Below are 16,113 nucleotides of genomic sequence, written 5' to 3'. Positions count from 1 at the left end.
TCGACTGATCGTCATCGCCGACTATCATCACCTTGCTGTCTGGCCCTGCCAGCAGCTTCAGCCAGCGGTACTGAATGGCGTTGGTATCCTGAAACTCATCCACCAGCACATGGCGAAAGCGCTGTTGGTAGTGCGCCCGTACTTCAGGGTTTTGCTGCAACAACTCGACCGAGCGTAGCAAGATCTCGGCAAAATCGACCAGACCAGCCCGATCACAAACGTCCTGATAAGCAGCATAAATTTTGACCATGGTCTGCAGGCTGAAATCACCACCAGCCTCAATCTGGCCCGGCCGTTCGCCTTCGTCTTTGCGGGCATTGATAAACCACTGGATTTGTTTGGCAGGCCAGTGCTTTTCATCCAGGTTCAAGCTTTTTAGCACCCGGCGGATCAGCCGGTACTGATCGTCGGAGTCCAGAATTTGAAACCCCTGTGGCAAACCTGCCTGCTGGTAGTGAGTGCGTAATAAACGGTGTGACAGGCCATGAAAAGTGCCCATCCAGAGGTTGTGCAAGCTGACGCCAACGGTCTGTTCAATGCGGCCACGCATTTCCTGCGCTGCTTTGTTGGTGAAGGTCACTGCCAGCAAACTGTAGGGGGCCACTCGTTCTACCTGCATCAGCCAGGCCAACCGGTGGATCAATACCCTGGTTTTGCCACTGCCAGCCCCGGCCAGCACCAGCATATGCTGCGGCGGTGCTGCCACCGCTTCGCGTTGGGGGTCGTTCAGGTCATCCAGCAGGCTCGATACATCCATCAGGGCATCCGGTTATCTCAGAAAAGGGCATTATAACAGGCCTGAGTGACAGGCCAAGGCTTGGGTGGATGAATATCCAGTGTTTAGCCCAGCAGGCTGGCTAATTGCGACAGTTTGGTCAGCCGAATATGTGGCAAAACGGACACACGACTTTGATGGTGATCCAGCCAGGCGGCCTGGCAGCCAGCGCTTAATGCGCCCATCACATCGGCACGGTGGCTGTCGCCAATATGCAGGATCTGTTGTGGTGGGATTTGTAGCCGTTTGGCGGCGGCCAGAAACAGATCAGGAAAAGGCTTCATTTTGCCATCCGGCCCGGCTTGCAGACTGAACTCAAATAAATCGCCAAGCCCCATGCGTTGAATGCAGGCATTGCCATTGGTGATGGCTATTAGTTGATAGCGGCTGGCCAGTTGCTCAAGCAACTGACGCACCTCAGGCTGGATCTGAATGCGGCTGCGTGCCTGCCAAAAAGCGTGATATGCGAGGTCGGCTATCTCACTGGCTTCACATTCAGCCAGCCCAAGCTGAATTAAACCAGCTTCAATGCCGTGCAAACGCCAGCGGCCGATATCGTGGCGAATATCAGGCTGCTGTTGCCCCAGTTGCCAACGCAGTTGGCTCCAGTACTCCAAGGGTCTGTGCAGTTCGGGCTGCAGTTGCTGCTGCAAACTTTGCAGCATGGCTTGCTCTGCGGCCAGCAAGACCGGGGCATTGTTGTACAGAGTGTCATCCAGATCAAAGGACAAAGCAGAGATGCGCTGGATGGTCTTAAAGAATTGCATAGTCATTATCAGTGCTTGGAACGGGTTTAGTTGGCTTAGTATCCAGCTTCTTTTTGATGTCGCACAGCAAGAATGGTTGCTGTTTCACCATCAGAACGATACAACACAATGTAACCGCTACTGCCGAAGTCAATCAGCCATTCCCTGAACTCAGGCTCCATATCTTCAACCGGACGTCCTGACCCTGGCTGATGTGCCAGTATCTTTACGCCTGCCCGAATTGTTTTGATGGCAAGGCGAGCCGCGTTTTGATCTTGGATTGCAAGGAAGCGATAGAGTCGCTGAACATCGGTAAGAGCGGACGGAGACCAGATCAGATGTGGCACTTAGGTGGTTCCACATCGTCGCCCGTTTCAAGCTTCGCCAACCAAGCGTCAGCCTCTTCCAGGGTCAGATGCAGACCGTTTTTCTGGTAGGCGTCCCAGGCAGATAATGCATCCTGTTTGAACGATTCCCGCTTCTCCTCGCGTTCAACATACTCACGGATCCCTTCGCGCATAATCCAGTGCGATGAACGATGGCGTGCTTTAGCCAACTGCTGGATCCGGTTCTTCATATCATCGTCAAGCTTTACCGATGTGGCCATTGTGCACCTTGATAGTGATAGGTAATACCTTTTAATACTATAACAACAATATCCCTGTTGGCCACTCGAAAACTCAGCTTTTCTTCCTCGCCCTTGGGTGCGCGCCATCGTACACCTTGGCCAGATGCTGAAAATCCAGATGGGTATACACCTGGGTGGTGCTTAAGTTGGCATGGCCTAACAGCTCTTGTACGGCGCGCAGGTCGCCACTGGATTCCAGCAAATGGCTGGCAAAGGAGTGGCGCAGCATATGTGGGTGCAAGGATTGCGGCAGCCCCTGCAGTTTGGCCCAGCGTTGCACGCGCTCTCTTACTTGACGGGTAGAGATGCGCCTGTGCTGCGCACTTAAAAACAGTGCCTGCTTGTCCTGCTCCGGTAAGGTTGGACCGGTCAGTTCGGGCCGGTGTTGCAGCCAGGTTTTCAGGGCTTTTATCGCGAAACGGCCTATCGGCACAATACGCTCTTTGCTGCCTTTACCGCGCACCCGCAATTGCTGCTCCGACCAATTGATATCCGGCAGATTGATGTTAACCAGCTCTTCTAAACGCAGGCCGGAAGAGTAAAACAGTTCCAGCATGGCGCGGTCACGATAGCCAAGCAGATCCTCGGGTTCGGCATCAAGCAACTGACGAATTTGATCGACATCCAGCTGTTTGGGTAAGGTTTTCGGAGCCTTGGGGACTTTCAGGTGTTGCGCCGGATTCAGCGCCTGTGGATTTTGCGCCTGCAAAAAGCGGAACAGGCTGCGCAGGCTGGCAGCGCGTAGAGCCAGTGAGCGCGGCGCCAGGCCCTGCTGAAAATCCTGCATTAACAGTCGCTGCAGCATGGCCTGGCTGACATCCTGCCAGTGTTGCACCGGCAGTTTGCTGCCAATGACCTGCAGTTGCTGGCGGTAGCTGTTTAGCGTGGCCTGGCTGTAATTGCGCTCGTTACGCAAATAAGCCAAAAATCGTTCCAACGGCTCTGCCAGGCTGGCTGGCAAAGCATTTTGCCCGGTTTTAAGCGGCATGATGGGCTGGTGACAGCACCCGAACTACCAGCTCTGCCAGATGGGCGAGGAACAGATTGTCCATTTCCGGTTGGAAATGATCGTCCTGCTCACTGCCAAAAGCCAGCAAAGCCAAGGGGTTATCCTGCACCTGGATCAGCTGTAGCGCCACCGAATGAATGCTGGCCGGAAAAATATGCTGCTGTTCTTCCTGATTCAGCCGGCCCAGGTAAAGCTTGCGGCCATTTAGCCGCCGATTTAGCAGCAGTTCGAACTGGCTGAAATCCGGTTGATTGTTGCCGTCGACAAAGGAAAACAGTTTGCAGGCATGCACACCGGGCATGGCGGCGGTAAAGCTATCCAGGTGCTGTTGCAGCTCTTCAGCATGCTGACACTGCATCAGATCCACATGCAGTTGATTCAATGCTTTGAAAATAAGCTCATTGTGGCGGGCAATGCCCATCAGACGGGTGATTTCTTCTTCCAGCGCACTGATTTTCTCGCGCTGCAATTCGAGCTTTCGTTCGACCAGCGAGATGCTGCCTTTTTGCTGATGCGGCAATCGCAACTCCGCCAGCAGCCCTGGATGCTGCAAAAAGAAATCCGGATGCTGCTGCAGGTGATCGATCACCAGCGCCGCCTGCATCAGTTGCTCATCGGCCTGAAGTTCGGCCGCGGTCAGCGTTTTGTTGTCCTTGTTCTTGCTCATAATACAATTTGTCCATCGTACACATGGGTGGCCGGCCCGGTCATCCGCACTGGTTGACCCGGACCTTGCCAGCGAATGGTCAGGCTGCCACCGGGTAAGTCCACCCGCACCTGTTGCTGTAGTTTCTTTTGCAAAGCGCCTACTACCACGGCAGCGCAGGCACCGGTACCGCAGGCCAGGGTTTCCCCGACGCCGCGTTCCCAAACCCGAAGCTTAATGTGCTGTGGCGAGATGATTTGCATAAAACCGATATTAGCACGATCCGGAAAGCGTTCGTGCAGTTCAAATAAAGGCCCGAGAATATCAACCGGAGCGGCTTCCAGCTGCTCGACAATGGTCACCGCATGGGGGTTGCCCATAGAAACCACACCTGCCAACAGCGTTTGATCGTCGGCTCGCAGAATGTAGGTGGTTTCTTGTTTCTGGGCTTTAAAGGGGACCCTATCCGGATCTAGTTGCGGTACGCCCATATTGACCGTGACCTGGCCATCCGGCTCGACCAGCAGCTGGATGGTGCCGGATTTGGTGCTGACCCCAATTTTGTGTTTGTTGGTCAGGCCGCGAGCCCGGACAAAGCGGGCAAAACAGCGAGCACCATTGCCGCATTGCTCGACTTCGGAGCCATCGGCATTGAAGATGCGGTAATGAAAATCCAGATCAGGATCATAAGGCGGCTCCACCATCAGCAGTTGGTCAAAGCCAATGCCAAAGTTGCGATCGGCCAGCCGGCGGATTTGCTCCGGTGTGATGTAGACGTTGTTGCTGACATTGTCCACCACCATAAAGTCATTGCCGAGGCCATGCATTTTGGAAAACTGCAACAGGGTGCCTCGTTTATCGGGTCGCTGTGCATTCATGGAAGAGTTTGTTCGCCGCGCCATAAATCCTGCCATAATTCACGCTGCCGGATCAGGTGGCTTTGACTGCCATCCACCAGCACCTCGGCCGCTCTGGGCCGGCTATTGTAATTGGAACTCATGGTAAAACCATAGGCGCCGGCTGAGCGCACTGCCAGTAAATCGCCTTCGGCAATGACTAAAGGCCGATCTTTACCAAGAAAGTCTCCGGTTTCACAGACCGGACCGACCACATCATACAGCTGCGTTGTGCCGGCTTGCTGCTGCACCGGCAAGATGGCTTGCCAGGCACTGTATAGCGCTGGTCGAATTAAATCGTTCATGGCCGCATCGACAATGGCAAAGTTTTTCTCCTGGCCAGGTTTTAGGTACTCAACCCGGGTCAACAGCACACCGGCATTGGCCATAATGGCACGGCCAGGCTCAAAAATCAGTGTCAGCTGCGGGTAAGGTTTTAACCGCTCGACCACAGCAGCGGCATACTCGCTGGGATGTGGCGGGGTTTCATCCTGGTAGCGCACACCCAGGCCACCACCGACATCGATATGCTGCAGTTGGATCCCCTGGTCTGCCAGTCGGTCAATTAAGGCCAGCAGTTTGTCCAATGCATCCAGAAAAGGTTGGGTTTCGGTCAGTTGCGAGCCGATATGGCAGTCGACACCGACCACCTGCAAATGCGAGGCTGCAGCCGCCTGCTGATAAATGCGTTCAGCGTCGTTGATATCAATGCCAAATTTATTGGCTTTCAGGCCGGTAGAAATATACGGATGGGTTTTGGCATCGATGTCCGGATTGACCCGGATAGAGACCGGTGCCAGCTGATCCAGCTCTTTCGCCACCTGCTGAAGCCGCTTGAGCTCGGCTTCGGATTCCACATTAAAACACTTGATACCAAGTTGCAGCGCATAGCGCATTTCATCGGCGGTTTTGGCAACACCGGAGAATACTACTTTTTTCGGGTCGCCACCTGCGGCCATCACCCGGCGCAGTTCACCCTCTGAGACGATATCAAAACCCGAACCAAGCCGGGCCAGTACATCCAGCACGGCAATATTGCTGTTGGCTTTGACAGCATAGCAAATCAGGTGCGGATGGGCCTTAGCGGCATCGGCAAAGGCATGGTAATGCCGTTCTATGGTAGCGCGGGAATAGACATAGCAAGGTGTGCCATAATGAGCGGCAATCTCGCTTAGTGGTACTTCTTCGGCAAAGAGCTGCTGCTCGCGGTAATTAAAATGGTCCATGGGGGTTACTCTGTGGTACGGCGACAACGGAATTTTCTGACTCGGCGGCTGGCTCTTCTGCGACAGCTTCCGGCGGTTGTGGTAAGGTAAGTGGGCCTTTCTGACCGCAGGCAGACAGGGCCAAAAGAGCGCCCAGGATCAGCAGGAAGCGAGCAGACAACGGACGAAAACGATAGCCTAGATGCATGGTGATGTATTTCATAAATTGCCAGAGGCTCTATAATCGCATCCTTAGCAGCAAAAGCAAACAGGTGACGTAATGAATGATCGCGAATATGACGAATTAGCCGATGCCACCCTGCTGGCGGTTGAAGAAGCCGTTGAGCAGTTGGAGGTGGATCTGGATTATGAATCCATGGGTGGCAAGCTGGATATTACCTTCGCCGATGGCAGCAAAATCATCATCAACAAGCAACCACCGCTGCATCAGTTGTGGATAGCCACCAAGTTTAACGGCCATCACTGCGAATGGCAGCAGGGGCAGTGGATAGATAACCGAACCGGCCTGGAGTTCTGGGCGTTAATCAACGATGCCGCCAGCAAGCAGGCGGGCGTTGCCATTCAATTAGAGCCAATAGCATGACAGTACTTCCTTTTGTTGATACACCAGCCCAGGGGCCTTGCAAGGCTGTAGTCGTCTGGTTGCATGGCTTGGGTGATTCCGGCCATGGCTTTGCGCCAATCGTACCTGAGTTGCGATTACCTGCCGATGCCGGCATCCGTTTTATCTTTCCTCACGCCCCAGTGCAACCGGTCACCATCAACGGCGGCATGGAAATGCGTTCCTGGTATGACATTAAAAGCATGGACTTACTAAGCCGGGCCGACGAAACCGGGGTGCGTCAGTCGGCGGTTAAAGTGCAGCAGTTGCTGGATCAGCTGATTGCTGAAGGCATGCCATCCGAGCGTATCGTGCTGGCTGGTTTTAGCCAAGGTGGGGTGATTGCTCTGCACTTGCTGGCGCGCTTGCCTTACAAACTGGCTGGCGTGATGGCATTATCAACCTATCTATGTGCGCCAGAAAAATTGCCGGCGGAGGCCACTGCCAACAACAAAGCGACACCGGTATTTATTGGTCACGGCGTCCAGGACCCGGTCGTGCCGGTCGCCGGTGGACAACAGGCCTTTCACGCCCTTAAAAAACAGGGGTTTGCTGTGAGTTGGCACGAATATCGGATGGAACACAGCGTCTGCGCCCAGGAAGTAGCCGATATCAGCAGCTTTTTGCAGCGCCTGTTAATGACGGACAGGGAAAACTAACATGAGCCAGATGGTACGAATTGCCACCCGTAAAAGTGCGCTGGCATTGTGGCAGGCTGAGTATGTTAAGGCCGAATTGGAAAAGCACCATCCGCAATTAACCGTGCAATTGGTGCCGATGTCGACCCAAGGCGATAAAATTCTCGATACACCGCTGGCTAAAATTGGCGGCAAAGGTCTTTTTGTCAAAGAGCTGGAAACGGCCTTGCTGGATGGCAGGGCTGATATTGCTGTCCACAGTATGAAAGATGTGCCGGTAGCCTTTCCTGACGGCCTGGTGCTGCATACCATTTGCCCGCGGGAAGATCCGCGCGATGCGTTTGTGTCCAATCGCTATGCCAGCCTGGCGGATTTGCCAGCCGGTGCTGTAGTTGGCACCTCCAGCCTGCGCCGGCAGTGTCAGCTAAAAGCTCGGCGACCGGATCTACAGATCAAAGACTTACGTGGTAACGTCAATACCCGTTTGGCCAAGCTGGATCAGGGCGACTTTGATGCCATTATCCTGGCAGCGGCCGGTTTGATTCGACTGGGTTTTCAGCAGCGGATTGCCGGCTGGTTAGAGCCAGAGCAGAGCCTGCCAGCCAACGGCCAGGGTGCTGTGGGCATTGAGTGCCGGGCCGACGACCCCGCTGTACAGCAACTACTAGCGGCCCTGCATGATACCGATACTGCGGATCGGGTGCTGGCAGAGCGGGCGATGAACCGGCGATTGCAAGGTGGTTGCCAGGTGCCAATAGGCGCTTATGCCGAGCTTAGCGGGGATACCCTATGGCTTCGCGGTTTGGTTGGCTCCTTGGATGGTGGTCAGATTTTACAGGCTGAAGCCAGAGCGCCACGTCAGCAGGCTGAAGCTTTGGGGGTACAGGTGGCTGAAGCGCTATTGGAGCAGGGGGCGGCTGAACTACTTGCGGCTGCATACCAGGAGCGATGATGAGTGCCCAAACGCTGTTAGTTACCCGGCCAGCCGGTAAAGCAGATGCGTTACTGGCGGGTTTGGATGAGCTTGGCTTGGTGTATCTCTACCAGCCGCTTATTGCCACCCAACTGGTACCGGTTAAGCCCAAAGAGTTGCAGTTACTGCAGCAGGCTGACCAATTGGTGTTTGTCAGTGTCAGTGCGGTCACCTCGTTGCAACAACAACTGGATGCCAGTGAGCTGAAAGCACCGCTACGAGCGGTGGGGCAGACCACCGCGACCGTATTGCAGCAATGGTCCGGACGGGAAGTGTTGTACCCGGCTGATCAGCGCAGTGAAGGGGTGTTGTCGATGCCTTGCATGCAGCAGGTGGATGGTCAGAACATCGTGATCGTGCGCGGTCAGAGTGGGCGGGAGCTGATGAAGCAGGGACTGCAGCAACGCGGTGCCCGGGTGCGTTATGTGCAAAGCTATCACCGGTTGCCCATTGAGTTGGATGGTGAGGCACTGTTTGCAATCTGGCAGCAGCAAGTCAGTTGTATACTGGTGACCAGCGAAGAAATTCTGCGCCGCTTATTTTCACTGCTACCGGTTGCCGCCCATGATTGGTTGCGCAGCCGGCACTGGATTTTGGTCAGTCCGCGCATGCACGATTCGGCACTGGCACTTGGCATCCCGGTCAGCAAGATTATACTGGCAGATAACGCCAACGATAGCGCGCTTATGGCAGCGATATGTCATTACAAGAGGGATTATTTATGAGCAGTGAGCCAAGCAAAGCCAGCGAACAGCAGTCGGAACAAGTCGCGCAGCCGGAGCAGTCAGGTGATGAGATGCGTTATCTGTCCGAAGCAGACTTGCAGCAACCTGTAGTCAGAACCGGGCGTGGCATTGCCTGGCTGGCCTTGTTGTATAGCTTGCTGTTGACGGGAGCTTTGGTTGCGGCAGGCTACTGGCTTTACCCGCAGTGGCAGCAGCTGAGTGATGGCCAACAGCGCCAGCAGCAGGCCTTAGAACGCCAGCTGGATGAAGAGCGATCTGGGTTGCAGCGCAGCCAGCAACAACTAAGAGATGAGCAGCAGCGTCAGTTGGAGCAATCACAGCAACAACAACGTCAGCAGCAGGATGAACTGAGACGGCAACTGCAACAGCAGCAAACCCAGTTTCAGCAACAGTTGCGTTTTATCGAGCAGCGCTTAGAGCAGCAGCAGGGTGCAGCGCCCAGCATCTGGCTGTTGGCCGAGGTGGATTATCTGCTGCGTATGGCCAGCCAGAAGATCTGGCTGGAATTGGATGTAGCAACCAGCCTGCAACTGTTAAAAAGTGCCGATAGCCGTTTAGCCCGCTTGGGTGAGCCTGCTTTGCTTTCAGTACGTGAAGCCATTCGCCAAGATGAGCAAGCCCTGTCCAGGCTCCGTATTCCTGATCCCACCGAGACACAACTGAGCATCCGGTCATTACGTGAGTTGGCGCAGCAGCTGCCATTTAAAGATCAGCAGCAGACGCTGCAAGCACACTCAGAACCAACCGATGCAGGCTGGCGTGAGCGCGGGCTGCGCTTGTGGCGCCAGGGACTGCAGCAGTTGGTGCAGGTTCGTCGCAGTATGGCCGAGGATAATTTTAGCCTGAGTCTTGAGCAGCAATTTTTGCTGCGGCAACGTCTGCAGCAGCAACTGGTGCAGGCCGAACTGGCAGCCATGCAACAACAAAGTGCTTTATTTCAAGCCAGCTTGCGCGAGGCGGCTGATTTGGTGCAGCGCTATTTTGAAGCCTCCGATGCGGGCACTCAACAGTTGTCGGCCAGGTTGGTAGAGCTGGCGCGGCTGGAACTGCACCCAGGCTATATCGCTCCACTGCAAAGTCTGGAAGCCTTACAGCGCTATCAGCGCACCATACAGTTGTTGGGTGAGGATGCAGGAGACGAGTTATGATACGTTTGCTGCTGATCATTCTGCTGCTGGCCGCGGCGATGTGGCTGGGGCCTCTGGTGCTGGCAGAGCCTGGCTATGTTCGTATTGTGCTGGCGGGCTATACCCTGGAAATGACGGTGGTTGGCCTGGTGGTGCTCTTGATCGTCAGCAGCCTGCTGCTGTGGCTGATGGCAAAGTTGCTTCGGGCATTATGGCGTTTGCCAAGCCGCTCCTGGCGTTTTTGGCAGTGGCGCCGGCGCCAAAAAGCAGAACAAGCTTTTCAGGAAGGCTTACGGGCTTTTGCCAGACAACAGTGGCAGGATGCGGCGAATTTGCTGCAGCAGTCGCTGGCCCACTCGCAGTATCAGGATGAGAAACGCATGCTGGCGGGCTACGCCTCCTTTTATGCCGGTCAGACACCGCAGGCTGAGCAGTTGGTCCAACAGTTGGCTGCGGAGGACCCCAACACCTGGTTTGTGCAGGCCGATTTGCTGATCCAGCAGGGGCAGGCGGCTCAGGCAGCTAACTTGCTGCAGGCCAAAGTAGCGCAGCAACCGAAAGCCTGTGGCTTGGGGCAATTGTATTTGTTCAGCTTGCAACAGGCCGGGCAATGGCAACAGCTGTTGGAGCAAGTACCGGCTGCACTGAAATATCGTTGGTTTAGCAAGTCGCAATGGGCAGTGCAGCGTTATCAGATTTATCCGAAGGCCATCAGTAGCTTGGTGCAGAGCGGGCATTTTTCGGAGCAAGCCGACTATTGGCAGGCTTTGCCAGGGCGTGAGCGTAAATCAGTAGCTGCTGTGATTGGCCGGGCTTGGGCCAAAGCGAATCAGGGCCAGACTGAGCAGGCTGAGCGTTTGTTGGTAAATACCCTGGCGTTGGCTGATATCGAGCTGGCCTGGCCTTATTTACGTCAGATCCCACTCGGAAAATCCGTGTTGCAGCTACGTAAGCAGGTGCAGCACTGGTTGCGCGATCATGCTGGCAACGGTTATCTGTATGCCTTACTGAGCTGGTTGGCAGAGCAGGAGGGGGAGTTGGAGCAAGCTCGGCTATCTTGGAAAAAAGCCCTGCAGTATCAGCCGGAGTTGGCTGTTAGCAAGGGCTAGCCCCTTATGAACCAGCTCACCGGCCTGGCGCCGGTAAGCCACCCGGATGCACGTGTGCTGTTGCTCGGCAGTATGCCGGGTGCCGCGTCCTTGGCTCAGCAGCAGTACTATGGTCATCCGCGCAACCATTTCTGGCCGATGATGGCCGAGTTGTTTGGCTTTGATGTTGGTTTGCCTTACCCAGAGCGCTTAGTGGCTTTACAGCGCAGTAAAGTTGCACTCTGGGATGTGCTGCAGCACTGCGAGCGAAAGGGTAGCCTGGACAGCGCCATTCGCAATGAAATCCCCAATGATTTTGCTGGCTTTATCCAAAACCATCCACAGCTCCAACTCATCGCTTTCAATGGCAAAAAAGCCGAAGCCAGCTTCCGCCAGCTGGTACTGCCCAAGGTGATGTTACCGAAGGCATGCAGCCTGCTTGTGCTGCCCTCCAGTAGCCCTGCCAATGCCGGCATTAGCCGACAAGCACGTTTACAAGCCTGGTCGCAGCTAGCGGAGCAATTGCAAAAACGGAAAAATAGTTAGGTTTACTGTTTAAATTTAAGTGATCATAGCGTTGTGCTGCTGTATTATTTTTTCAGTTCAGACGAAGCCAGGAATTTTTATGACGCATGGAATGGGTAGCAATAGACGGGGTGGCAAAAGCTGGCGCTGCATGGTATTGAGTGCTGCATTGGTATGCATCGGCTACTCAGGTGCGATCAAAGCCGATTTTTTTCAGGCTTTACAAGCCTACGAGCAAGAAAACTATGCCGCTGCTTATTCCGGCTTTTCTGAACTGATAGTGTTGGGAAATGCTCAGGCTGCTTTTAATCTGGGGGTTATGTATTACCATGGCCGGGAGGTTGAAGCGAACCATATTGAGTCTTTGGCTTATTTGCACTTAGCCCGAGCACTTGGGAATGATGATGCAGTGGCAGCACAGCAGCATATTTCAGAACAGCTCAGCGAAAGCGAACGACGCTTAGCCAGGCTGCGTTATGAAGAGTTGCAGCAGCAAGTTGTGATACGGGACGATGCAGCAGCCACTCAACTCTATGATCTGGTTCAATTACAGTCAGTACAGACTCCGATGCCGGTTTTTCCTGACGAGGTTCATCGCCGCAGCCGCTTTGGGTACATTGTGGTTCGTTTTCTGGTCGACAAGGATGGCAGTGTGCCAGTGGTAGATGTCATTGACAGTTATCCCAGCGGGAACTACGAGCGAAGTACGCTCAGAACCCTGAAACGATGGAAGTTTGAGCCTACCGGGCAACAGCACTTGCTCAGTACGCAGTTGAACTTCTGGGTGCCAGGCTCTTTGCGTGCGCGCGAGGTTGAGCATTTACTGACGCGCGATAAGATTTGGGACTATGCGGTACTGGGGGTGTCAGGCTATCAGGAATATGTGGGTAGCATTTTGCACCTCATTCATATTGCCTCCGGCAAACAGACTTATGTTGATGAGTCTCTTCCTGACAAGGGGGAAGCCCCAGACTTTACGGAGCTCTTGAGACCGCAGACTCTCACTTTTAGGCATCGTCAATTTTTAGGGTATACCCTGGTGCACGTTGATGAAAATGGCGTCATAGATGCGGTGCTGGCGGATCATGCACTGGAGGCACCAGATACGGCAGCTCTCATCGGGCAGCGTATTCGAGGCGCCAATGCTGGCAGGTATTCCATCAGTCGTCCCTCGCGCAGAGACGCGATCTTAGTGCAAAAGCTTTACCCTATTCCTCGACAACATACCGCTGATTTTTGGTGGGGCGAGGCGGCAAAAAATGGCAACCTGAAAGCGCAGCGTATTTTAGCAAATCAGCGCATTGACTGGCAGTTCTACTTATTACAGCAACAGGACCTGGCATCCATGGCCTGGCACGGTGTACGTTTAACACTGGATGGCGAGCAAGAGCAGGGTTTGGCATTGTTGCGACAGGCCGCTGAACAGGGCTATAGGGTGGCTGAGGAACTGCTTAGTGTCTTGACGGGTGACGAGTAGATAAGCTCTTCGCGTATCATGACGGCAGTTTTGCCTGACGTGATAGTTGCGGGATGAAAACTAACTATTTTATTGATAAAGACTTTTCTTTAGTGGCTGTCAATAAAGCTGACAGTTGCCAACTTTTTTCTTGACAGCTGCCAGTTTCAGGTCAATAGTGTTTACAAAGTAATCAATCCAACATCTTTGTATGAACGTGCATCGCCCCAGTCTCATCGACTCCAGTTGCCTGGCCTTCCGTCAGCAGGGCTTGCACGCTTGCGCTACCGATTATCACCTTTCTGAGTGGTTCGACGAATAGTCTTCCCTTCTAAGTTCTGAGCCTAGGTTCAAACCAAATACTACCGCAGTGTGAGTACCTGTCGTTCATGCTGCGTGGTAAACGCCCTTTGGGCAACCTTCATAATAACGATAAGCAGGAAACAACAATGAAAGCACTTGTTCAAATCAGCGCTATGGCGCTGTTATTCAGTAGTCATGCCTACGCCTGTCTGACGCAGGAGCAGGAAAACAACAACACCGAAAGTCGGGCCAACGGGCCTTTGTGCTCTGGTGTTACGGTGAATGCCAGTATTCACAATCGCAACGATGTTGATTGGTTTTATTTTGACACCACCACTACCGGCGACATCTCTATTAGCCTAAGCCATGGTAATAATGCCGATTTTGACTGGTTTTTGTACCGGGAAACCGGTAATTACATCTTATCCGGCCAAACAGCCAATAACCCCGAAACCGGCACTTATCCGGCAGCAGCTCCTGGTCGGCATTACATCAAAGTCACCCGCTATTCGGGTACGGGCAATTACCAGTTGGTGGTCAACTTTAATGGTGAAGGCCACGGGGAGGATCCGGGCGGCGATCCGGCACCTGGTAGTTGTGACTATGGTCCAAGGCCTAGCAAGCCAGGCGGCCTGACGGTTTATCGGGTCGGCAGCCTGGAGGACAACTGTGTAGAGTTGAGTGAGCCTGCAGTATTGCTGATGGGTGGCGGGACCGATGTGGACGATGCCTTCAGCCTGCGGGTGGCCCCGCACATTCAGGGCGGCAACATTGTGGTGCTGCGTACTGCCGGTACCGGTGCTTACAACAGTTACTTACAAGGGCTGACCAATGCAGCTTCGGTAGAAACCATCATTGTGGATAGCCGCAACAAAGCCAACAGTGATTACGTCGATTGGGTGATCCGTACTGCGGAGTTTGTCTGGCTGGCGGGTGGTGATCAGAGTACCTACATCAGCAACTGGCAAGGTACCAAGGTGGAAGAAGCCATCCAGTATGTGTACGATAAAGGTGGTGTGGTCGGTGGTACCTCGGCGGGCAATCATGTGCTGAGCCAGTTTGTTTATAACCCAGATGGCGTCCAGGGTGCAGTTAGCTCGGAAGTAGTAACAGATTTCTGCCATAATACCATTCAAATCAGCACCGATTTTCTGACGATTCCGATGTTGGCCAATACCATCAACGACACCCACTTCTATGAGCGGGATCGAATGGGACGCTCGGCGGTGTTCCAGGCGCATTTAGGCAGCAATGGCCGTGCCATTGGTGTATCCGAGCGCACGTCACTGTTTGTGCAGGCCAATGGCCATGCCGTGGTGGATGGTCAGTACGAAGCCTATGTGCTGCGCGCCGATGGTCAGACTCAGTACCAGCAAACCAGCTGTGGTCAGCCGGTGGTGGTCAATGATTTACTGCGTTACCGTTTGTTGCCAGGCGATAGCTACAACCTGCTGAATAACAGTAGCTCGGTGTCGCCTATTCGCATAGGCATCAATGGCAACTTTAGTAGTTTCTATACGCCATCCAATCCCTATTAATGCAATCAACATCGCCTTGCCCAAGGGGCAAGGCGATACTATCTGGAAGTTATGGGAATCATGTTCATCCAAAAAAACCTTGTACCGGCCCTAACCTTGGGGTTGATGGTGTTATTAATCGTGAGCTGCAGCAGCAAGGACACACAAACCGAGTTGCTGCAGATGATGGAAGATTTAGCCAACGCTGAGGCCTGTGGTTATGGCTCGCGCCCAGAGCTGCCCGCGAACTTGACCCGTTATGCGGTAGGCTATACCGGTGATGTCTGTGTGCCTTTGGACGCGGAGCAGGCCGGAGTAATTCTGATGGGAGGCAGTACCGATGTGGATAGCATTTTTGCCCAGAAAGTCAGGCCGCATATTCAGGGCGGTAATGTGCTGGTGCTGCGCACCCGCGGTGGTGCAGGCTATAACCAGTATCTGCAACAGTTGACCGCAGCGGCTTCGGTAGAGACCCTAATAGTAGATAGCCGCGATAAAGCCAACAGCGATTATGTCGCCTGGGCGTTGCAAAGCGCCGAGTTTATCTGGTTTGCCGGTGGCGATCAGTCCGAATACATTCGCTACTGGCAGGATACCCGGCTGCAGCAAAAGCTGCATTATGCCTACCAGAAAGGAGCCATCATTGGCGGCACCTCGGCGGGCAATGCCATTTTGGGTGAAGTCGTTTATAACCCGGATGGGGTTGGCAGTGCGGTGTCCAGCGAGGTGGTGCAGGATTTTTGTGATACGAACATTAAATTCAGTGGCGATTTTTTGCAGGCGCCAATGCTAAGCGGCACCATCACCGACACCCACTTTAAACAGCGTGACCGGATGGGTCGGTTGATGGTGTTTTTGGCGCATCATGCCAACCGCAATCTGACGGGGATTGCCGTATCGGAGCAAACCGCGCTCTGGGTGGCGCGCGACGGCCAGGCGGAGGTGTATGGCCAACATGAGGTCTACATGGTCAGATCCGACGACCAAACGGTGTTTCGTCAAATCGAGTGTGGCCAGCCGGTGCTCATTGATGATCTGCTACGCTACCGTCTGACACCGGGAGATCACTATCAGCTTGGCAGCTACCATAGCAACGTGACTCCGCTGCGTATCAGCCTGGATGGACGACAGGACGCTTTTTACATACCAAGCAACCCTTACTGAGTAGCTTGCTGGCAGTCAATAATGTTTTGGCTGAATTTTTAATCAAAAT

Annotated in this window: 19 protein-coding genes; 10 read left to right on the top strand and 9 right to left on the bottom strand. The window is 54.0% G+C overall.

The window, feature by feature from the left end:
• From JJU14_RS11435 to JJU14_RS11395, 9 genes are all read right to left on the bottom strand, one after another.
• On the bottom strand, window positions 1–757 hold a 757-nt coding region (locus tag JJU14_RS11435; protein ID WP_228613656.1), incomplete at its 3' end, for a UvrD-helicase domain-containing protein.
• 83 nt (window positions 758–840) lie between these two features.
• Complete coding sequence (locus JJU14_RS11430; protein ID WP_228613654.1) at window positions 841–1,542, bottom strand: HAD-IA family hydrolase; 702 nt, start codon at window positions 1,540–1,542, stop codon at window positions 841–843.
• 35 nt (window positions 1,543–1,577) lie between these two features.
• A complete protein-coding gene (locus tag JJU14_RS11425) occupies window positions 1,578–1,868 on the bottom strand; it encodes a type II toxin-antitoxin system RelE/ParE family toxin (protein WP_228590480.1) in 291 nt (96 codons plus the stop codon).
• Window positions 1,856–2,128, bottom strand: coding sequence for a CopG family ribbon-helix-helix protein (locus JJU14_RS11420; protein ID WP_228590478.1), 273 nt, complete (start codon window positions 2,126–2,128; stop codon window positions 1,856–1,858). Before JJU14_RS11420 ends, JJU14_RS11425 begins: the two co-directional genes overlap by 13 nt.
• Before the next feature lie 73 nt (window positions 2,129–2,201).
• Window positions 2,202–3,137, bottom strand: a complete 936-nt coding sequence (gene xerC, locus JJU14_RS11415) for a tyrosine recombinase XerC (protein ID WP_228613652.1) — start codon at window positions 3,135–3,137, stop codon at window positions 2,202–2,204.
• Complete coding sequence (locus JJU14_RS11410) at window positions 3,127–3,825, bottom strand: DUF484 family protein (RefSeq protein WP_228613650.1); 699 nt, start codon at window positions 3,823–3,825, stop codon at window positions 3,127–3,129. The genes xerC and JJU14_RS11410 overlap by 11 nt, the downstream gene beginning before the upstream one ends.
• Window positions 3,822–4,682: a diaminopimelate epimerase gene (gene dapF, locus JJU14_RS11405; RefSeq protein WP_228613660.1), complete on the bottom strand. Its 861-nt coding sequence runs from the start codon at window positions 4,680–4,682 to the stop codon at window positions 3,822–3,824. The genes JJU14_RS11410 and dapF overlap by 4 nt, the downstream gene beginning before the upstream one ends.
• On the bottom strand, window positions 4,679–5,926 hold the full coding sequence (gene lysA / locus JJU14_RS11400) for a diaminopimelate decarboxylase (RefSeq protein WP_228613648.1): 1,248 nt from the start codon (window positions 5,924–5,926) through the stop codon (window positions 4,679–4,681). The genes dapF and lysA overlap by 4 nt, the downstream gene beginning before the upstream one ends.
• Window positions 5,913–6,113, bottom strand: coding sequence for a lipoprotein (locus JJU14_RS11395; RefSeq protein WP_228613658.1), 201 nt, complete (start codon window positions 6,111–6,113; stop codon window positions 5,913–5,915). Before JJU14_RS11395 ends, lysA begins: the two co-directional genes overlap by 14 nt.
• A 72-nt stretch (window positions 6,114–6,185) precedes the next feature.
• On the opposite strand from JJU14_RS11395, the gene cyaY reads away from it, so the two are divergent.
• The 10 genes from cyaY to JJU14_RS11345 all read left to right on the top strand — a co-directional run bounded on the left by cyaY (window position 6,186) and on the right by JJU14_RS11345 (window position 16,064).
• Window positions 6,186–6,509, top strand: coding sequence for an iron donor protein CyaY (gene cyaY, locus JJU14_RS11390; protein ID WP_228613646.1), 324 nt, complete (start codon window positions 6,186–6,188; stop codon window positions 6,507–6,509).
• Complete coding sequence (locus JJU14_RS11385; protein WP_228613644.1) at window positions 6,506–7,186, top strand: alpha/beta fold hydrolase; 681 nt, start codon at window positions 6,506–6,508, stop codon at window positions 7,184–7,186. Before cyaY ends, JJU14_RS11385 begins: the two co-directional genes overlap by 4 nt.
• A 1-nt stretch (window position 7,187) precedes the next feature.
• Window positions 7,188–8,117 carry a hydroxymethylbilane synthase gene (gene hemC, locus JJU14_RS11380; RefSeq protein WP_228613642.1) on the top strand — a complete coding sequence of 310 codons (930 nt, stop codon included), beginning with the start codon at window positions 7,188–7,190 and terminating at the stop codon, window positions 8,115–8,117.
• Window positions 8,117–8,863 carry a uroporphyrinogen-III synthase gene (locus tag JJU14_RS11375; RefSeq protein WP_228613640.1) on the top strand — a complete coding sequence of 249 codons (747 nt, stop codon included), beginning with the start codon at window positions 8,117–8,119 and terminating at the stop codon, window positions 8,861–8,863. Before hemC ends, JJU14_RS11375 begins: the two co-directional genes overlap by 1 nt.
• Entirely contained in the window at window positions 8,860–10,032 is a 1,173-nt protein-coding gene (locus JJU14_RS11370) for a uroporphyrinogen-III C-methyltransferase (protein WP_228613638.1), read from the top strand. Before JJU14_RS11375 ends, JJU14_RS11370 begins: the two co-directional genes overlap by 4 nt.
• Window positions 10,029–11,120, top strand: coding sequence for a heme biosynthesis HemY N-terminal domain-containing protein (locus JJU14_RS11365; protein WP_228613636.1), 1,092 nt, complete (start codon window positions 10,029–10,031; stop codon window positions 11,118–11,120). Before JJU14_RS11370 ends, JJU14_RS11365 begins: the two co-directional genes overlap by 4 nt.
• Window positions 11,121–11,126: 6 nt before the next feature.
• Window positions 11,127–11,645: a DNA-deoxyinosine glycosylase gene (locus tag JJU14_RS11360; RefSeq protein WP_228613634.1), complete on the top strand. Its 519-nt coding sequence runs from the start codon at window positions 11,127–11,129 to the stop codon at window positions 11,643–11,645.
• 79 nt (window positions 11,646–11,724) lie between these two features.
• A complete protein-coding gene (locus tag JJU14_RS11355; RefSeq protein WP_228613632.1) occupies window positions 11,725–13,101 on the top strand; it encodes a TonB family protein in 1,377 nt (458 codons plus the stop codon).
• Window positions 13,102–13,529: 428 nt separating this feature from the next.
• Window positions 13,530–14,921, top strand: coding sequence for a pre-peptidase C-terminal domain-containing protein (locus JJU14_RS11350; RefSeq protein ID WP_228613630.1), 1,392 nt, complete (start codon window positions 13,530–13,532; stop codon window positions 14,919–14,921).
• Between the two features lie 60 nt (window positions 14,922–14,981).
• Entirely contained in the window at window positions 14,982–16,064 is a 1,083-nt protein-coding gene (locus JJU14_RS11345) for a cyanophycinase (RefSeq protein ID WP_228613628.1), read from the top strand.
• The last annotated feature ends 49 nt before the right edge of the window (window positions 16,065–16,113 follow it).

Source organism: Alkalimonas sp. (assembly GCF_020831925.1).
In the GTDB taxonomy this organism is placed as follows: Bacteria; Pseudomonadota; Gammaproteobacteria; order Enterobacterales; family Alteromonadaceae; genus Alkalimonas.
Note: the sequence above shows the minus strand (reverse complement) of the source record. Positions and strands in the feature narration are given on the sequence as shown.